Origin of the sequence: Terriglobus aquaticus (assembly GCF_025685415.1) — a bacterium.
GTDB lineage: Bacteria > Acidobacteriota > Terriglobia > Terriglobales > Acidobacteriaceae > Terriglobus > Terriglobus aquaticus.
The window spans coordinates 3412417-3428740 of sequence record NZ_JAGSYB010000001.1; the positions used below are offsets into that span (position 1 = coordinate 3412417).

A 16324-nucleotide genomic window follows, 5' to 3' on the forward strand; every position below is an offset into this window, starting at 1 on the left:
TCGTACACTGCAAGCATTCATGGCAGCCAAACGAACCAGCTCCGCGCGATCTGCTGCTTCGCGCGCAGAGGTGGAGCTGCCGCTCGACAAGAGCGCGCAGGCAGACTTCTCTGCGGCGCTGCTGGCCTGGTATCGGCGGCACGCCCGCGATCTGCCCTGGCGGCGTGATCCGGATCCATATCGCACATGGGTAAGCGAAATTATGCTGCAGCAGACGCGCGTGAGTGCCGTGCTGGAGCATTTTCGCGCTTTCACCGAGCGGTTCCCGACGCTGGTAGCGCTCGCGCTGGCCCCGGAAGAAGACGTGCTGTCGCGGTGGAGCGGCCTCGGCTACTACAGGCGCGCGCGCATGCTGCATCGGGCGGCCAAGTTCCTGCTACAGGAGCATGAGGGCACGCTGCCGCGCACTGCGGCGGAGTTGCGCAAGCTGCCCGGCATCGGCAGCTACACCGCGGCCGCGATTGCCAGCATTGCCTTTGGAGAGCGGACTGCCGTGGTGGACGGCAACGTGGAACGCGTGCTGCTGCGCGTTGCGGGACGGCCCGAACAGGCAGACCGGGCGACGATCGACTTCGTTCAGCGATTTGCGCAGGCGCTAATTGATGCGCCGGGACAGGAAGCTGAGGCCACCGGCGTTCCCGCACCTGCGCCGGGCGATCACAATCAGGCCATGATGGAGCTGGGCGCAACGGTGTGTCTGCCGCGCGGTCCGCGGTGCCTGGAATGCCCTGTGTACGACTGGTGCCGCACGCGCGGCGAGCACCCCACACCGGCGCGTGCCGCAATGAAGTCTGAGCGGGTGGCCTATGCGTTGACGACGCGCAACAATGGGCCGCGCGGTGGCGTGGAGGTACTGCTGCATCGGCGCGGTGATGAGCAGACCGTGATGCCCGGCATGCTGGAGCTGCCGCTGCTGCGCTCTGCCCCCGCCACGGAACCCATGCTGCGGCTGCGCCACGCCATCATGGGGACGAACTACTACGCTGAAGTTTTTGGATTCAAGAATCGCCAGCAGGTGCATCGAGCAGCGCAGCCGGGCTTTCAAACTGCGTGGTTCGATACGCAGATGTTGGACCGCCTGCCCCTGACCGGGTTCGCTCGAAAGGTGCTGCAACGGGCCGGGCTGATGGCGCCCGCAGTCCCGATGCCGGCGCGCTCCACGGTTGGGGAAGCACCCTTGGCGTCGAGACTGGCGGCCCGGGTGAGTTTACTGTCCACGAAGCCAAATCGCGGCAGTGAGCGGACCGAGACGGGAATGCGCAGCCAACTCTTGTTTGACGAAGAAGATAGCTCGGATGGATAGCAGACCAGCGTGACGGAATCTTCAACACGGAACGCGAAAAGGCCCGGGAGCGATCCCGGGCCTTTCCCTGTCCTGCAGATTTGATTAGCGCTTCTTGCCCGCCTTGTAGCTGTTCACCACGGACTGATCCATTTCGGCCAGGATGCCCTTGACTTCGGGAGCGAAGCGGCCAGTGGGAGCGAGTTCGAGGTACTTGTTGTAGGCCTCGACGCAGCCCGGAGGCGGCACGAGCTTGTTGCCCTGCATGGAGCTCTTACCGATGAGCGAGGCACCCTTGATGTAGTAGGCATCGGCCTTGGTCGGATCGGCGGCGATTGCCTTGTCGGCCATGGCGGCGGCTTCGTCGTTGCTGCCGGCGTTCTTCAGAGTGACAGCGGCGTTGAAGTAGTACATGCCGGCCTTGGCAGGCTCTGCCTGTGCGGCCTTATCGAAGGAATCGGTAGCATCCTTGGGCTTGCTGGTCGCACCGTATACCTGACCCAGGCCGTTGTACGCGGCTCCGGCAAAGGCGGGGTTCGGCTTCTTGCTGGTGCCGTTGGTGTCAATCGCCTTCTGGAAGGCGGTGCCGGCATCGGCGTAGTCCTGGGTCTTCTTGCTGGCGTCGGTGTCCGTCTTGGCCAGGGCCAGTTCGGCATTGCCCTGCTCCAGCCACAGCACCGGCTCATCCGCCTTGGTTGCGGTGGCCTGCTTCATGTCGTCCACAGCGGACTGCGGATTCGTTTTCTCTTCCTCGCGGGCCTTGGTCAGCAGGGCATTCAGGTTGCCGATCTGCTTGTTCGCGGCAGCGGTTTCAGAGTTGCGCTTCTTGAACTCTTCAATGTTCTTGCGCTCTTCCGGCGACAGGTGGCTCAGGTACTCCTGCCGGGTCATGTCATCGTTGGCCGCGATATTGTCGCCAGCCTTCAGAACGACGTGGTCCAGGTAATCGACGGTCTTCTCGTTGACCTGGTAGAAGAGCACGTAGTCGCCCGGCGCGACACCGTCGATCTTGTAGCTGCCGTCGGCTCCGACTGGAGCGGTGTACTGGTACTTGCGGGTCTTGTCGTCGGGGCTGGTGCGATCCGTGGTCAGCTTGACCACGCCCTCTTTCACGGGGGACCCTGCCGCGTTGGTCACCGTACCGTGAACGCTGGCGGGTGCCGGCGCCTGTGCCAGCACCGAGGCCGATGCCAGAACCAGCGTCGCTGCGCTGAGGGAAAGGTTCCGAAGAGTTTTCATGATCTGTCCTGCCGCTCCTGCCGGCCGTGAGCTTCCAACCGGTTCCTAAAATGATGAGACGCTTCTGTGACGGCCGCCGTACCCGCTGCGCCGCCACTTTAGTGTATGTCCGCTCCGCTGCTATGCTCCAGCGCCGGCAGCGTACGGGATCGGGTCTGACTGACCTGCTTCGCGGAAGGCACGCAGCCGCAGAACGCAACTTTCGCACACGCCGCAGGCCACCCGGTCGCCCGAATAGCATGACCAACTTACATGCAATGGTGCACGGAGTTCAACACCCAGCCGCACGATCTCAGCTTTGCGCATGCGGATCAGTGGCGTTATGACCCGGATGTCGCCCTCTTTGGTGCCCTGCTGAATCAGTTCGTTGAAGGCGTCATAGTAGGCCGGCCGGCAGTCGGGATAGCCGGAGCTGTCCTGCTCGACCGCGCCGATGAAGATGGTGCGGGCGCCCAGCACCTCGGCCCAACTGACCGCGGCGGAGAGGAAGTGCGCGTTGCGGAAGGGAACATAGGTGACAGGCACGTGGGCGCCGATCGCGTTGTCCTCCGCGGGCGCGTCGGGAACGGCGATCAAGGCGTCCGTGAGGGCGGAGCCGCCGATGGTGCGGAACAGATCCATGCGCAGCGGCAAAAACTGGCGGAAGCCGAGAATGCTGGCGACAGAACGGGCAGACTCGAGCTCGCGGGCTTCGGTGCGCTGGCCGTAGGAGAAGTGCAAGGCGTAGGCGTCGAAATCGCGCGCTGCCAGGGCGGCGCAGACGGTTGAGTCCATGCCACCGGACAGGCAGACCACGGCCTTGTTCCGTGGCTGCGCCGCTGTTGCAGATTCGGCCACTATAGGTCGTCTCCGTTGTCGGCCAGTGCTGCGCCATGTGGTGTGTTTGGACCGGTGACGGTCTCGCTGTCCTGCAAGCCTCCGGCAGGAACCGTGTTCAGCAACTCGCGCGCTGTTTCGGCGTCGGCCACTCGTACCTGCAGCCGGGCACCGCTCATGGGCAGCAGGATGTTGGCTTCTTCGCCGGAAAGAAAGCTGTCGATGCCGCTGCCGTCCAGCACGCTCTGCGCCAGTTGCGCATCACCAACTTCGCTGTAGCTGGCCACGGTTACGTAATCGTCTTCGTCGCGCTCTGCCATGATTCCTCGCTCTCTCAAGTCTAAGACGCCGAACTGGCAGCACCCGCTGCATGTTGTTCGCATCTGGGGTGGCGGGCTCTGGCACTCCGGGGTTAGTGCGCGTCGAGCTCGATCTTGCCAATGATGCGTGGCGGACGCTTCAAGAAGAAGACCAGCGGCAACAGGAAGATAAGCAAATAGGTGAACAGCCGGTACTGATCCATGTACGCCAGCAACTGCGCCTGTTCCCGCAGGCGCCCGTACAGTTCAGACAGGCCGGCGATGCCTTGGTTGGCTGCACTGAATCCCTGCGCGTTGCCTACTGCTTGCAGCGCCCGCTGTGCCAGCGGATTGGAAGCGGTGAGGTTCGCTCCCAGGTAGGCCTGGTGTGCCTGCGCTGTACGCTGCAGGAAGGTGCTCGCAACTGCGATGCCGATGGATCCGCCCTCGTTACGCACTAGGGCGTATAGTCCCGCTGCGTTGGAGCTTTGGTCGGAGGGCAGGAAGCGGAACATGATCGTCGACAGCGGGACGGTGACCATGCCCAGTCCCATTACCTGGACGACGCGCGGCCATATGAACGAACTCTCAGAGACCGACAGGTTGGCCAGCGAAAGCCACCAGGTGCCCAGCACCATGGTCGCGATGCCCGCGAAAATAAACCGCCGTGCGTCCGAGCCCCTGCCGAGCATCCAGCCCACGATCGGGACTTCCAGCATGGTCACCAGGCCGGCCGGCGACACGGCGATGCCCGCGCTGGTCGCGGTGTATCCCATCAACTCCTGCAGAAACTGTGGCTCCAGGAAGGTAGACGCGTACAGAGCCGTGTACACGCCGAGCACGATCACGCAGCACATTCCGAAGTTCCGCTCAGCCAACAGCCGCAGGTTCACCACCGGTGCCTTAACTCGCAGCTCCCACCAGACGGCTGTCAGCAGGCAGGCGATCGCGATGAATGCCGTCCAGCAAATGAAGCTGCTGCCGAACCAGTCGAGCTCCTGGCCCTTATCGAGCACAACTTCGAGTGAGGCGAGGCCGATGGAAATGAGTGCCAGGCCGGTGCCGTCAATCTGCAGCTTCTTGCCCTTGTTCAACAGGCGCTTGGCGACCAGTTGCGGCGGGTCGTGCAGAACGATGCGCGTGAAGAAGGCACACGCCAGGCCCACGGGAATGTTGATGTAAAAGATCCAGCGCCAGGAGTAGTTATCGGTGATCCAGCCGCCGAGCGTGGGTCCCAGAACGGGCGCAACCAGGATGGCGATGGTGTACACGGCCATGGCCATGCCTCGCTTTTCGCCGGGAAACGCGTCGGCCAGAATGGCCTGGACGCTGGGTTGCAGGCCGCCACCAGCTAGTCCCTGCAGAACGCGAAAGATTACGAGAGCGGCGAGCGACGGAGCCAGTCCGCACGCGGCGGAGAATACCGTGAACAGGACCACGGAGATTAGATAGAAGTTGCGGCGGCCGATGACGGAGGAGATCCAGCCGGAGATGGGCAGGATGATCGCATTGGCGACCAGGTAGCTGGTGAGCACCCAGGTGGACTCGTCCTGCGAGCTGGACAGGGCGCCCGCAATGTGTGGCAGCGCGACGTTGGCGATGGACGTGTCGAGCACCTCCATGAACGTGCCCATGGTGACGACGAGTGCAACGATCCAGGGGTTGATCTGCTTGACGGCCTCAAGCACCGTTGGGCCGCCCTGTGCGGGCGAACTCAGGGGCACGTCCGGCTCAAAGCGGGTGGCCGCCGGTGCGAGTGCCTGCTCGGTTTGTACGACGCTCTGTTCTGGCATGTTGCTTTGAGTTGCCGGATTGCGAAAATGACCGCACAGTCATTGTACTGACTCGCTAGTCATTGGAGCAGGCATGCGGGGAAAACGATGCAGACATGTTTCACCCGGAATGTGCTAGCTTGTGCTCGTGCCTGCAGTTGCGTCTTCTCTTTCCGCACGCGTCCGCCGCAACGAAGCTCTCTCCGAGATCCGGACAGGGGAGATCCTGACGGCTGCAACGCGGGTGTTTGGGCGCAAGGGATACGAAGCCACTCGTGCGGAAGACATTGCTGCCGCCGCGGGCATCGCCAAAGGAACGCTGTACCTGTACTTCGACAGCAAAGAAGCCATCTATAGCGCGACCGTGAGCCGGGCCTGCCGCGAGCTGCGCGCCGAACTGGAACGGCATACCGCGCAGGTCACCGGATTCCAAGAAAAGCTACGGACCGCGCTGCAGGTCCGGCTGGAGTATTGGACAGAAAACCAGTCCATTTACAGATTGTTGCTGACCGTTGGCCGGGAGCAGAAGCATCGAAGGCAGACGGCCGACTTCTTGCGGGCCGCGCAGCGCGACTACAAGACGCTGCTGCAGGATGGGGTGGATGCGGGCGAGTTTGCCTGCGACGACCTAGAGCAGCTTGCCTGGGCGACGCTGGACCTAGTGCGCGGCGCAAGTGAGCGGCGTATCGATAAGTTAGGCGAGAGTGATCCGCGGCAGGATGCGCTGCGGATTACCGCGTTTGTGCTGGCGCAGAACACACGCCGGCCAAGTTCGCGGAAGCGTTGAGCGAGGACCAGGAGAGCTAGGAGAGAGGCCGCGGGGAGTCGAAGATAGATTCGAGGCAGATGGTGTGAAACCTCCAGCCTCGCTAATCGCGCCCCACTCCCGATTCGCATCGCGGCCTGCTAGTTCTTTGGCTGTTTTTCTACACCTTTACCAGGATTCTTCGCGTCCACCAGGTCCGGTGTGCTGACTGCACCCAGGGTCTGTTTCTGCGCCGCTGTGTCAATCCGCTTGGTACGTGTGAAGGTTTGCAGCTTGACCGGTGCGCTAGTCTTCAGCGCTTCCAGTACTCCCTCCAGGACTCGGACATCGGCAAAGCCTTCCTCGCCGTCGGGTTCGGGATCGGTGTTGTTCAGAATGCAATCGCTGAAGTACTTCAGTTCGCCCCCGAAGTGATCGGTATTCTTGAAGCTCTTCGTCGACTTGTCGTCTTTGATTGCGATCGTCTGTTCCAGCGGCTTGCCGAACATGTAGCAGGGATCGAGCACCACAGTGCCCTTGTCGCCTACAGCGGTCAGGCTGTTCGTAGTATTGCCGAAGTAGGAGACGCTGAACTGTGCCAGGCGCTCGCCCGGGAACCGCAGCGTGACCGCGACGGTGTCGTAGAAGTCCTGCGGCAGGCCGGATTCGGGATGCTTCGTCCCAACCGCGCTGGCTACCTCGGTGGGCTCGTCTTCCAGGATGTAGCGAGCGGCGTTGACAGGGTAGGGTCCCATGTCGAGCACCGGACCGGCGAGGTCGCCGTGATGCGCGCGATGGTTTGAGGGGTCCACCATCTGGGCAAAGGTAGAGCTGAACGTCGTGATGCGGCCCAGATCGCCCGAACGGATCGTGTCGATTGTGGCGAGCGTTGCCGGTTCAAAGTGCAGGCGATACGCGACCATCAGCTTTGCACCGCCAGCGGACTTCGCGGCACGCTCCGCCTCAAGAATCTTCCTGCACTGCTCGGTGGAGACTTCCATCGGCTTTTCCGTGAGCACGTGGATACCGGCGTTGAGCGCAGGAACGATGAACTCGGCGTGCCGCCAGTTCGGGGTTGCGAGATAGATGGCGTCGAACGTGCCGGACCGCAGGGCTTCGCTGAACTGCTCGTAGGTATAGGTCGCTTCTACGTCGTACTTCTCGCCCAGTTCCCTGGCTTTGGCGGGGTCGCTGGTGACCAGGGCGGTAATAACAGAGTTGCCGGTGTGGTCCACACCGGGCATCATGTCTTCCTGTGCGATGTCCCCTACGCCGACGATGGCATAGCGCACTTTCTTTTCGGCTGCCATGCCGAGCCATTCCTTGATGCCCATCCTGTTCACCCTCGCGTCTCTGCGTTGTTTGCAGAGGGTGAGATGCGACGCGATCCGGGTCGCGCAGGCGGGCGGCGCGATCTAGCGTGCGCCGCCGCCGTCGGAAGGTCCGGGTTACATATTGGTGTTGCCGGCACGCATCTGTTCGTTGAAGGTCGGCTTGGTAAAGGCGAGCGCCTCTGCCAACGTGGACTCGAACTCGGAGTGGTGGCCCATGAGCGGCGTGGTGGCGCTGCCAAACTCGCGATCCTGCTCAAACTGCAGCAGGCCGTCGCGGGAGAGAGATTCGGCGCTCTTCTGCAACTCCGCAACGGTTGTGTTGAGGTACTGCGCGTCACGCGGATCCAGCAGCCACACGGGTGCATTGCCGCCCAGTACACCGCTGAGCCAGAATAGTTTGCTGGCGAGGAAATCCTGGCGCTGCTGCTCGTCCGTATCGTTGAAGATGAAGCGCCCCTGCTTGGTCGAGTAGTACCGCGTGGTGACCGGTACTGGCTGGCGGTTGCCGCTCTTGACCAGTTCGATCTGGCCCTGATCCATGACCTTGCGGACGGCGTTGTAAATGAAGCCTTCGGCAAAGGGCTGCTCCGGTGCGGCAACGACCTCGGCGAAGGTGACGGTCATGCTGGCGGAAATCTTGGCGCGCAGTTGCTGTTCGGGCGCAGTTTTGCCGTCTTCCAGGTGCGCCTCGCCGTGCACGATGTAGGTGTCGGCGCCCGACGTGGAGAGGTGGAACGGCCACTGCCATGCGGAGAAGCTGATCGGCAGGCCGCCCAGCGTGACCGCGCACTCCGGCCGAGGATTGCGCAGGCGCTTTGCCGTTTGAAGAAGGAAGTCGTGCACCGGCTGCTGGAACGCGGCCTTGGACAGGTCGAGGTTGGCGCTCAATTCCAGGGTCTGGCGCCGCGCCGGGTTGTCCGGCAGGGTGAGCGTGTACAGCTCCGTGGGCAAGCCGTTGAAGCCGGAGTTTTCACCTGCGCCTGCCAGGTGCAGCCCTGCCCGTGCTGCTGCCTCTTCCACCTGCTTCGCCAGCTTCGTCGTCAACGCCATGGTGCTCTGCTTCCTTCGGGAATGAAATCTTGGGCCAGAATGCGGAGCACCTCCCGGAACGCGGTCGCGCGGAGAGCTCTTTTGCCCCATCTGCGATGGTATCGCAGTAGGCACTTAGGCGCGGTGGCTGTGGCGGTCCGAACCGGCAGGCGCGCACCTGGGGAAAGTCCCTCTTGCGGAGTGTGCCTCGCCGGGAGCAAGATGCTTCCACCTTGCACGCATTCCGCTCCTGTGTCGGGAGGGACTATGTACCGCCTTTCGGTGTCGATCGTCGGCGTGTTGTCTGTGATGTTTCTTGCGCCCGCCCCGCTGCGAGCGCAACAGGCAGCGGCCCAGCTTGCGGGTGCCGGGAACATTCCTGCGTCTATTCCGGCGACGTCCGTGGGTGCGGACACGGCAACCCACGTGGTGGATGGCGAAGGTCCGCCCTCGATGATGTTGGCCGATTCGCTCGTCGCGCGCGGACGCTACCTGGCCGCCATTCGTGTATACAGCCAGCTATCTCCGGTCAGCGCCGATGTGCAGAATCGCATGGGCGTGGCCAGCGAGCGGATGCTGATGTTCGATCAGGCGCAGCACTGCTTTGAAGCGGCGCTGAAGCTGGACCCAAAAATGGGAGACGCCTGGAACAACCTGGGCACGGTGATGCACAGCCGCGGCGACCTGGGTAAGGCAGAAAAATACTACCGAAAAGCCCTGAAGCTGAAGCCGACCAACGCGGACACATTTCAGAATCTGGGCGCGCTGTACTACAGCAAGCGCAACTACAACAAGGGTGATGCGATGTATCGCCAGGCCATTCGGCTGGACCCTGAGGTGATGGAGCGAACGGCGCAGCACGGAGTACAGACTGCAGGCACTTCCAAGAACCAGGCCGAGATGCACTACCACCAGGCGTGCACGTTTGCGCAGAGTGGCAATCCAAAGCTGGCTTTGGAATTTCTACGGCGCAGCATCGTCGAAGGATTTCACGACCGCAACCGGTTGTTGCACGAGTCGAGCTTTGCCGATCTACGGACCAGCGAACCGTTCCTGCGGATGGTGGACGATCTGAAGAGCAACTGAACGCCGCCGTCCCTTTCTTCAGCCGTCTACGGGTGCAACTGGTCCAGCGCCAGGTTCAGTTGCAGCACGTTGACGCGTGGTTCACCCAACAAGCCAAGCTGGCGTGGCGTGGTGTTGGCCTGAACGAGTTGGGTCACCGCGTCCGCGCTCAGGTGGCGTTCGCGGGCGATGCGCGGCACCTGGTACAGCGCGGCGGCTGGGGTGATGTCTGGATCCAGACCGGAGGCGGAAGCGGTGACCAGGTCTACTGGAACATCGGTGCTGCCCTCCGCCTCAGACTTCACGCTGGTATTCACGCGGTCCACCAGGGTTTTGCTGGACGGAGCCAAGTTGGAGCCGCTGCTGGACTGGGCGTCGTATCCGGTGCCCGCCGCGGACGGCCGGCTGTGGAAGTAGGTCGCTCCGGTGAACGGCTGCCCGATGATCCTGGAGCCGATCACATCTCCGTTGCGGGTGATGAGTTGACCGGTGGCCCTGTCGCGGAAGAGAAGCATAGAGATGCCGGTGATGACCGCGGGGTAGATCAGGCCAAGGAGGACGGCCGTGATGGCCGTGTAGAGCGTTGCGGTGACGATGGTCTTCTTCATGGCTCGGGTCCTTACGCCAGGTGAATCGCGGTGATGAGCATGTCGATCAGCTTGATGCCGATGAACGGAACGATGATGCCGCCCACACCATAGACAAGCAGGTTGCGCTGCAACAGCGCTGCGGCAGATAGCGGCTTGTACGCTACACCTTTCAGCGCCAGCGGAATGAGACCGATGATGATCAGAGCGTTGAAGATGATAGCCGACAGTACCGCCGATTCCGAGTTGTGCAGGTGCATGATGTTGAGCGCGTTCAGCACCGGGAAGACGCCGGCGAACATAGCCGGGATAATGGCGAAGTACTTGGCCACGTCATTCGCGATGCTGAAGGTGGTCAAAGCGCCGCGTGTCATGAGCAACTGCTTGCCGATGCCGACGATCTCGATCAGCTTGGTCGGATTCGAGTCGAGGTCAACCATGTTGCCGGCTTCCTTGGCGGCCTGGGTGCCGCTGTTCATGGCGACGCCTACGTCGGCCTGAGCCAGCGCGGGCGCGTCGTTGGTACCGTCGCCGGTCATGGCGACGAGCTTGCCCTCGGCCTGCTCGCGCTTGATTAGGTCCATCTTGTCCTTGGGCTTGGCCTCCGCCAGAAAGTCGTCGACACCTGCCTCACGCGCAATGGCGGCGGCGGTCAGCGGGTTATCGCCCGTGATCATCACCGTGCGAATGCCCATGGCGCGGAGCTGGTCGAAGCGCTCCTTCATGCCGCCCTTGACCACGTCCTTCAGGTAGATCACGCCCATGGCGCGGCCGTTCTCGGCGACGACCAGCGGTGTGCCGCCCTTGCGGGAGATCTCTTCGACGGAGGCGCGAACCTCAGCGGGCATGCCTTTGCCGTGCTCGTCCAGATAGCGAGCGATCGCATCCACGGCACCCTTGCGAATGGAGCGACCGTCCACCTCGATGCCGCTCATGCGGGTGTTGGCGCTGAAGGGAATGAACTCGGCGTTCACCTGGCCGAGTTCGCGACCGCGCAGGTTGTACTGCTCCTTCGCGAGCACGACCACGCTGCGGCCTTCCGGAGTCTCATCGGCAAGCGACGAGAGCTGCGCCGCGTCGGCAAGCTCCGCAGCGGTCACACCGGGTGCGGGAACGAACTCAGCGGCCTGGCGATTGCCGACGGTAATGGTGCCGGTCTTGTCGAGCAGCAGCGTGTTCACGTCGCCTGCGGCTTCCACGGCGCGGCCGCTCGTGGCCAGCACGTTGTGCTGCACGAGGCGATCCATACCTGCGATGCCGATCGCCGAAAGTAGCCCACCAATGGTGGTCGGGATCAGGCAAACCAGCAATGAGATGAGCACGAACACGGTCTGCGGCGCGCCCGAGTACTGCGCGAACGGCTGCAGCGTGACGACCGCCAACAGGAAAATAATCGTAAGTCCCGCAAGCAGAATGTTGAGTGCAATTTCGTTGGGAGTCTTCTGCCGTTCGGCGCCTTCGACCAGCGCGATCATGCGGTCGAGGAAGGTCTCGCCAGGGTTCGAGGTGATGCGTACGGTGATCACGTCACTGAGCACGCGCGTGCCGCCCGTAACTGCGGAGCGATCGCCACCGGCTTCGCGAATCACCGGAGCAGACTCGCCCGTGATCGCGGATTCGTCGACAGAAGCGACACCTTCGACTACTTCACCGTCGCCAGGAATCATCTGCCCGGCGGTGACGCGGACCACATCGTCGGCACGCAACTGGGAACTGGCGATCTCCTGCACTTGGCCGCTCTTGTCCACCTTGTAGGCGGTGGTCTCGGACTTGGCCTGGCGCAGGGCGTCGGCCTGTGCTTTGCCGCGGCCCTCCGCCATGGCCTCGGCGAAGTTCGCGAAGAGCACCGTGAACCAGAGCCACAACGTGATCTGGAGGTCGAAGCTGAAGTGCCCACGGTGCAGGATGCGATCGATGACCAGCAGCACGGTGGTGAGCACGCTGCCGATCTCCACCACAAACATGACGGGGTTCTTCATCATCAGCCGTGGGCTGAGTTTGCGCAGGGCATCTACCGAGGCGCGGCGGACAATTGCGGGATCAAAGAGAGAACGTTTCTTCGTGGCCATGGTTTCCTCGTTGCGCCGTTAGAAGAGTTGGCCCGCGCGGAGCAGCAGATGTTCCAGTATTGGACCAAGGCTGAGCACTGGGAAAAAGGTGAGCGCGCCGACAATCAGGATGATGCCCGTGAGCAGCACCGTGAACAGGGGCGTGGTGACCGGGAAGGTGCCGGCGGAGGCGGGCACAATCTTCTTCGCGGCTAGGCTGCCAGCGATGGCCATCATGGGAATCAGCATGAGGAAGCGGCCAGCGAACATCGCAACGGCGAGCGAGAAGTTGTACCAGTGCGTGTTGGCGCTGAGGCCAGCGAAGGCGGATCCGTTATTGCCGGTGGCGGAGGCGTACGCGTACAGGATCTCCGATAGGCCGTGCGGTCCGTGGTTGGTCAAGCTGCCTAGGCCCAGAACCGGCATGCGAATCGCGATGGCCGCCAGGCTCAGGATGATGAGCGGAAAGATGAGCAGATACAGCATTGACATCTGCACGTCATACGCTTCGATCTTCTTGCCGAGGTACTCCGGCGTGCGGCCGACCATGAGACCGGCGATGAACACCGCGAGGATGACGAAGACCAGCATGCCGTACATGCCCGCGCCCACGCCGCCAAAAACGATTTCGCCCAGCAGGATGTTAACCATGGGAACGAGGCCGCCGAGCGGTGTGAAGCTGTCATGCATGCCATTCACGGCACCGCAGCTTGCGTCAGTGGTCACGGTTGCGAACAGGGCGGTGTTCGCAATGCCGAAGCGAACTTCCTTGCCTTCCATGTTGCCGCCGCTCTGCGTCGCGGAGACGTGCTGGTCTACATGCGCGAGTTGCGGATTGCCCTGTGCCTCTGCCCAGTAGCAAACGAACGTGCCGGCGAACCACAGAATGACCATGGCGGCGAGCACAGCCCAGCCGTGCTTCGGAGACTTCACCATCTGGCCTAGAGTGACCGTCAGGGCCGCAGGTATCAGAAAGATCGCCAGCATTTGCAGCAGGTTGGTCAGCGGCGTGGGGTTCTCAAACGGGTGGGCGCTGTTTGCATTGAAGAAGCCGCCACCGTTGGTGCCGAGCATCTTGATGGCTTCCTGCGAGGCTACCGGGCCCTGTGCAATGGTCTGCGTGGACACGGTTGTTGTCTTGCCGTCAGAGCCGGTCGTCTTCTGTGTCTCGACGAGCTTTGCTGTGTCGTAGGGCCGGAAGTTTTGCACGACTCCCTGCGATACCAGCACCAACGCGAGCACGGCGGAAATCGGCAGCAGGATCCACAGCGTGCCGCGCGTCAGGTCGACCCAGAAGTTGCCGAGCGTCTTCATCTCGCGGCGGGCGATGCCACGAATGAACGCGATCGCGAGTGCCAGACCAACGGCTGCGGACCAGAAGTTGTGCGTGGCCAGACCGACCATCTGAGTCAGGTAGCTCATGGTCGTTTCCGGCGTGTACGACTGCCAATTGGTGTTCGTCGTGAACGAGACAGCGGTGTTCAGCGCCAGGTCTGCCGCCACGTTGGGCAGGTTCTGCGGGTTCAGGGGCAGCAGGTGCTGCACGCGCTGGATCACATAGGTAAGCACCAGAGACGCCAGGCTGAAGATGAGCATGGCGTTGGTGTACTGCCACCACGTCATCTCCTCGTCTTGTTTGACTCCGGTCACGCGGTACAGCAGACGTTCTATTGGCGCCAACACAGGATCGAGAAAGGTGCGGCGGTGTTCGAAGACGGCGGTGATGAAGCTGCCCAGCGGCTTCGCCAGAAGCAACACAATCGCCATGAACAAGCCAATTTGCAGCCAACCATTCAGAGTCATTTAGAACTTCTCCGGGCGCAACAAGGCGTACACGAGATACACCATCAGCAGAACCGCGATAGTCAGAAGAGCCACATTCAGGATCATGGGCGTTTTCCCTTCAAATCTTCACATCCGCGCACATACAGCAGCGATGTGGCAAAGAGCAGCGAGAGTAATAGCAAGGCCAGAGCATCCAGCATCTAGTCAGCCTTTCTTGAGTGCGATAGTGGTCCCGCGAGTCGGCCTTCGCACCACGTCGGGGTGCGGTGCGAAGATGCTGCGTAGCAGAGCCGGGCTCTTTGGAAGAAGAGCGATGCTGTAACGCAGGGTGCGACCGGCGGGCTGAGACATAATCGTGCTGTTGCTGTGTGTTGATCTTGCCGATCACCCGGCAGCACACGAAGCCACGCGACGTACGGACTTACAATCCCGACCACACAGTAATTACATGCTTCCTCGCGTGGGAAGTCCGTTAGAAAGGCATGAGAAAGTTATAAGTTCTCAGGCGAGGGAGTAAGCCGGTAGCCCACCCAGGGCTCGCTGTGAATGTAGCGATGTTCGCCGTGCTCAATCTTCTTACGCAGTTGCGCTACCAGAGTGCGCAGCTTCTCGACTTGCCCCTCTTCGGCAGCGCCCCAAATGAAACGACCAAGAGCTCGATGGGTCAGGATGCGATCCGGCTTCTGCAACAGAGCCGCAAGTAACTGAAACTCCTTCGGTGTCAGGCGCACGTCCACACCGCGCACCAGCACACGGTGGACTTCCGGGTTTAGTTCGAAGTCGCCTGCGTTCAGCGTGCCTTCGGGTGTCGTGCTTTCCTGCGGCGGCAGGGCCTGGCGACGTAACTGTGCGCGCACACGGGCCAGCAACTCCGGCATGGCGAAAGGCTTGGTCACATAGTCATCTGCGCCCGCGTCCAGGGCGTCGATCTTCATGCCTTCGGTCGCGCGAACGCTAAGAACGATGATGGGCACGCGAGAGATGCGGCGGATCGCCTCGGTCAGTGCAAGCCCGTCCATTACGGGCATGCTTAGGTCGGTAATGACCAGGTCTGGCTTTGACGATTCGAAGACCTCAAGGCCTTCGCGGCCGTTGCCCGCCTTGATCACCTCGTAGCCGCTGCTGACCAGGGAAGCGCGCAGCATGCGGGTGATCTGGGGCTCGTCGTCGACGATGAGGATGCGGCTCACGATTCCTCCTGGGTGACGATGTGCAGATCGACGTGTGGCGCTTCGGTCATGAACTTCTGGATGGCGAGATGGTACAGGTACTTGCGCAGGCCGTGCAGGGCAGATCGGCCGAAGATCACCTGGGTGATGCGGTGCTGCGTGACGTATTCGGCCGTGGCAGACGCGACACTTTTCCCTTTCAGGTGAACGATCTCCGCACCCAGATTGCTCGCGAACTGCAGGTGCGCCTGCAGGGTGTGTTGCCGCTCCGGATCTTCGTCGCGCTCCGTCTCTACGTGAACTACGAACAACTCGCCGTCCATGCCCTCGGCCAATCTGGCGCCGCGTGCGATCAGGTCGCGCGCCTGCGGATTGCTGCTGATGCACACGGCGATGCGCTCCGTAACCGCCCAGTGCGCACCCAGGCGTTTACGGCGAACGTAGTCGTCCAGGTGGCGGTCGACCGCCTTGGTGACTTTTTGCAATGCCATCTCGCGCAGGGCGATCAGATTGCCGCGTCGGAAGAAGTTCGCCAGTGAGCGCTCGATGCGATCCGGCGGATAGATGTCACCGCGCCGCATGCGCGTGATGAGTGCTTCCGGGGTCAGGTCGGCGATAACGATTTCGTCGGCGCGGTCCAGCACCCAGTCGGGCACCTGCTCGCGCACGGTCACGCCGGTCAGTGCCTGCACGCGCGTAGTCAGGCTTTCAATGTGCTGGATGTTGACCGTGGTGAGAACGTCGATTCTGTTTTCGAGCAGCAGCAGAACGTCTTCGTAGCGCTTTTCAAAGCGGCTGCCCACCACGTTGGTGTGTGCTAATTCGTCGACCAGCACCACCTGCGGAGCGCGCTTGAGAATCGCGTCTACATCCATCTCCTGAAAGATGGTTCCGCGATAATCGAGGTCGCGCCGGGGCACCTGCTCGAGTTTCTGGCTTACCTCCGCTGTGCCTGCGCGGCCGTGCGTTTCGACGACACCGATGACCACGTCCTCGCCGCGCTGCAACCGCCGCAGGCCCTCGCTCAACATGCTGTACGTCTTGCCGACACCCGGAGCGTAGCCAAGAAAGACCTTGAAGCGGCCCTTCTGCTTCTCGCCTTCCGCCTCGCTGCTGTGCAACCAGTCTTCCGGTGTCTTCCGAACGGTCATCGC

General features: G+C 62.2%; 15 protein-coding genes. 3 read left to right on the plus strand and 12 right to left on the minus strand.

The features are described 5' to 3' along the window. Positions 1-19: 19 nt before the first annotated feature. The gene (locus OHL12_RS14115) at positions 20-1303 is read left to right on the plus strand and encodes an A/G-specific adenine glycosylase (protein WP_263414456.1); all 1284 of its coding nucleotides are present in this window, start codon (positions 20-22) and stop codon (positions 1301-1303) included. A gap of 84 nt (positions 1304-1387) precedes the next feature. Here the strand turns inward: OHL12_RS14115 and OHL12_RS14120 are convergent, their stop codons facing one another. The 4 genes from OHL12_RS14120 to OHL12_RS14135 all read right to left on the minus strand — a co-directional run bounded on the left by OHL12_RS14120 (position 1388) and on the right by OHL12_RS14135 (position 5429). Then, positions 1388-2521: a hypothetical protein gene (locus OHL12_RS14120; RefSeq protein ID WP_263414457.1), complete on the minus strand. Its 1134-nt coding sequence runs from the start codon at positions 2519-2521 to the stop codon at positions 1388-1390. A 120-nt stretch (positions 2522-2641) separates the two neighbouring features. Continuing rightward, on the minus strand, positions 2642-3358 hold the full coding sequence (queC, locus tag OHL12_RS14125; RefSeq protein WP_263414458.1) for a 7-cyano-7-deazaguanine synthase QueC: 717 nt from the start codon (positions 3356-3358) through the stop codon (positions 2642-2644). After that, a complete protein-coding gene (locus tag OHL12_RS14130) occupies positions 3358-3657 on the minus strand; it encodes a hypothetical protein (RefSeq protein WP_263414459.1) in 300 nt (99 codons plus the stop codon). The genes queC and OHL12_RS14130 overlap by 1 nt, the downstream gene beginning before the upstream one ends. Before the next feature lie 92 nt (positions 3658-3749). After that, positions 3750-5429: a DHA2 family efflux MFS transporter permease subunit gene (locus OHL12_RS14135; protein WP_263414460.1), complete on the minus strand. Its 1680-nt coding sequence runs from the start codon at positions 5427-5429 to the stop codon at positions 3750-3752. Positions 5430-5556: 127 nt separating this feature from the next. Here OHL12_RS14135 and OHL12_RS14140 point away from each other — a divergent pair, with 127 nt between their 5' ends. Next, a complete protein-coding gene (locus tag OHL12_RS14140) occupies positions 5557-6195 on the plus strand; it encodes a TetR/AcrR family transcriptional regulator (RefSeq protein ID WP_263414461.1) in 639 nt (212 codons plus the stop codon). Positions 6196-6314: 119 nt separating this feature from the next. Here the strand turns inward: OHL12_RS14140 and OHL12_RS14145 are convergent, their stop codons facing one another. Continuing rightward, positions 6315-7487, minus strand: a complete 1173-nt coding sequence (locus tag OHL12_RS14145) for a Gfo/Idh/MocA family protein (protein ID WP_263414462.1) — start codon at positions 7485-7487, stop codon at positions 6315-6317. 114 nt (positions 7488-7601) lie between these two features. Next, positions 7602-8537, minus strand: coding sequence for a hypothetical protein (locus tag OHL12_RS14150; RefSeq protein WP_263414463.1), 936 nt, complete (start codon positions 8535-8537; stop codon positions 7602-7604). A gap of 246 nt (positions 8538-8783) precedes the next feature. Between OHL12_RS14150 and OHL12_RS14155 the strand changes: the two genes are divergently transcribed. After that, the gene (locus OHL12_RS14155; RefSeq protein WP_263414464.1) at positions 8784-9602 is read left to right on the plus strand and encodes a tetratricopeptide repeat protein; all 819 of its coding nucleotides are present in this window, start codon (positions 8784-8786) and stop codon (positions 9600-9602) included. 26 nt (positions 9603-9628) lie between these two features. Here the strand turns inward: OHL12_RS14155 and kdpC are convergent, their stop codons facing one another. The 6 genes from kdpC to OHL12_RS14180 form a co-directional block, all read right to left on the minus strand. Then, entirely contained in the window at positions 9629-10189 is a 561-nt protein-coding gene (gene kdpC / locus OHL12_RS14160; RefSeq protein WP_263414465.1) for a potassium-transporting ATPase subunit KdpC, read from the minus strand. A gap of 11 nt (positions 10190-10200) precedes the next feature. Continuing rightward, positions 10201-12237 (minus strand): potassium-transporting ATPase subunit KdpB, encoded by a 2037-nt coding sequence (gene kdpB, locus OHL12_RS14165; RefSeq protein WP_263414466.1) that lies wholly within the window; start codon positions 12235-12237, stop codon positions 10201-10203. An 18-nt stretch (positions 12238-12255) separates the two neighbouring features. Then, complete coding sequence (gene kdpA / locus OHL12_RS14170) at positions 12256-14019, minus strand: potassium-transporting ATPase subunit KdpA (protein ID WP_263414467.1); 1764 nt, start codon at positions 14017-14019, stop codon at positions 12256-12258. Then, positions 14020-14106, minus strand: coding sequence for a K(+)-transporting ATPase subunit F (gene kdpF, locus OHL12_RS17430; protein WP_399262224.1), 87 nt, complete (start codon positions 14104-14106; stop codon positions 14020-14022). Positions 14107-14492: 386 nt separating this feature from the next. Next, complete coding sequence (locus OHL12_RS14175) at positions 14493-15191, minus strand: response regulator transcription factor (RefSeq protein WP_317889824.1); 699 nt, start codon at positions 15189-15191, stop codon at positions 14493-14495. Beyond that, positions 15188-16321: a histidine kinase gene (locus OHL12_RS14180; protein ID WP_263414468.1), complete on the minus strand. Its 1134-nt coding sequence runs from the start codon at positions 16319-16321 to the stop codon at positions 15188-15190. The genes OHL12_RS14175 and OHL12_RS14180 overlap by 4 nt, the downstream gene beginning before the upstream one ends. Positions 16322-16324: the final 3 nt, after the last annotated feature.

Coding starts and splice junctions, on each gene's coding strand:
- OHL12_RS14145 (WP_263414462.1), bottom strand. CDS start 7,487: ATGGGCATCAAGGAATGGCTCGGCATGGCAGCCGAAAAGAAAGTGCGC.
- OHL12_RS14155 (WP_263414464.1), top strand. CDS start 8,784: ATGTACCGCCTTTCGGTGTCGATCGTCGGCGTGTTGTCTGTGATGTTT.
- kdpF (WP_399262224.1), bottom strand. CDS start 14,106: ATGATCCTGAATGTGGCTCTTCTGACTATCGCGGTTCTGCTGATGGTG.
- OHL12_RS14150 (WP_263414463.1), bottom strand. CDS start 8,537: ATGGCGTTGACGACGAAGCTGGCGAAGCAGGTGGAAGAGGCAGCAGCA.
- OHL12_RS14130 (WP_263414459.1), bottom strand. CDS start 3,657: ATGGCAGAGCGCGACGAAGACGATTACGTAACCGTGGCCAGCTACAGC.
- OHL12_RS14120 (WP_263414457.1), bottom strand. CDS start 2,521: ATGAAAACTCTTCGGAACCTTTCCCTCAGCGCAGCGACGCTGGTTCTG.
- kdpB (WP_263414466.1), bottom strand. CDS start 12,237: ATGGCCACGAAGAAACGTTCTCTCTTTGATCCCGCAATTGTCCGCCGC.
- OHL12_RS14115 (WP_263414456.1), top strand. CDS start 20: ATGGCAGCCAAACGAACCAGCTCCGCGCGATCTGCTGCTTCGCGCGCA.
- OHL12_RS14180 (WP_263414468.1), bottom strand. CDS start 16,321: ATGACCGTTCGGAAGACACCGGAAGACTGGTTGCACAGCAGCGAGGCG.
- kdpA (WP_263414467.1), bottom strand. CDS start 14,019: ATGACTCTGAATGGTTGGCTGCAAATTGGCTTGTTCATGGCGATTGTG.
- kdpC (WP_263414465.1), bottom strand. CDS start 10,189: ATGAAGAAGACCATCGTCACCGCAACGCTCTACACGGCCATCACGGCC.
- OHL12_RS14135 (WP_263414460.1), bottom strand. CDS start 5,429: ATGCCAGAACAGAGCGTCGTACAAACCGAGCAGGCACTCGCACCGGCG.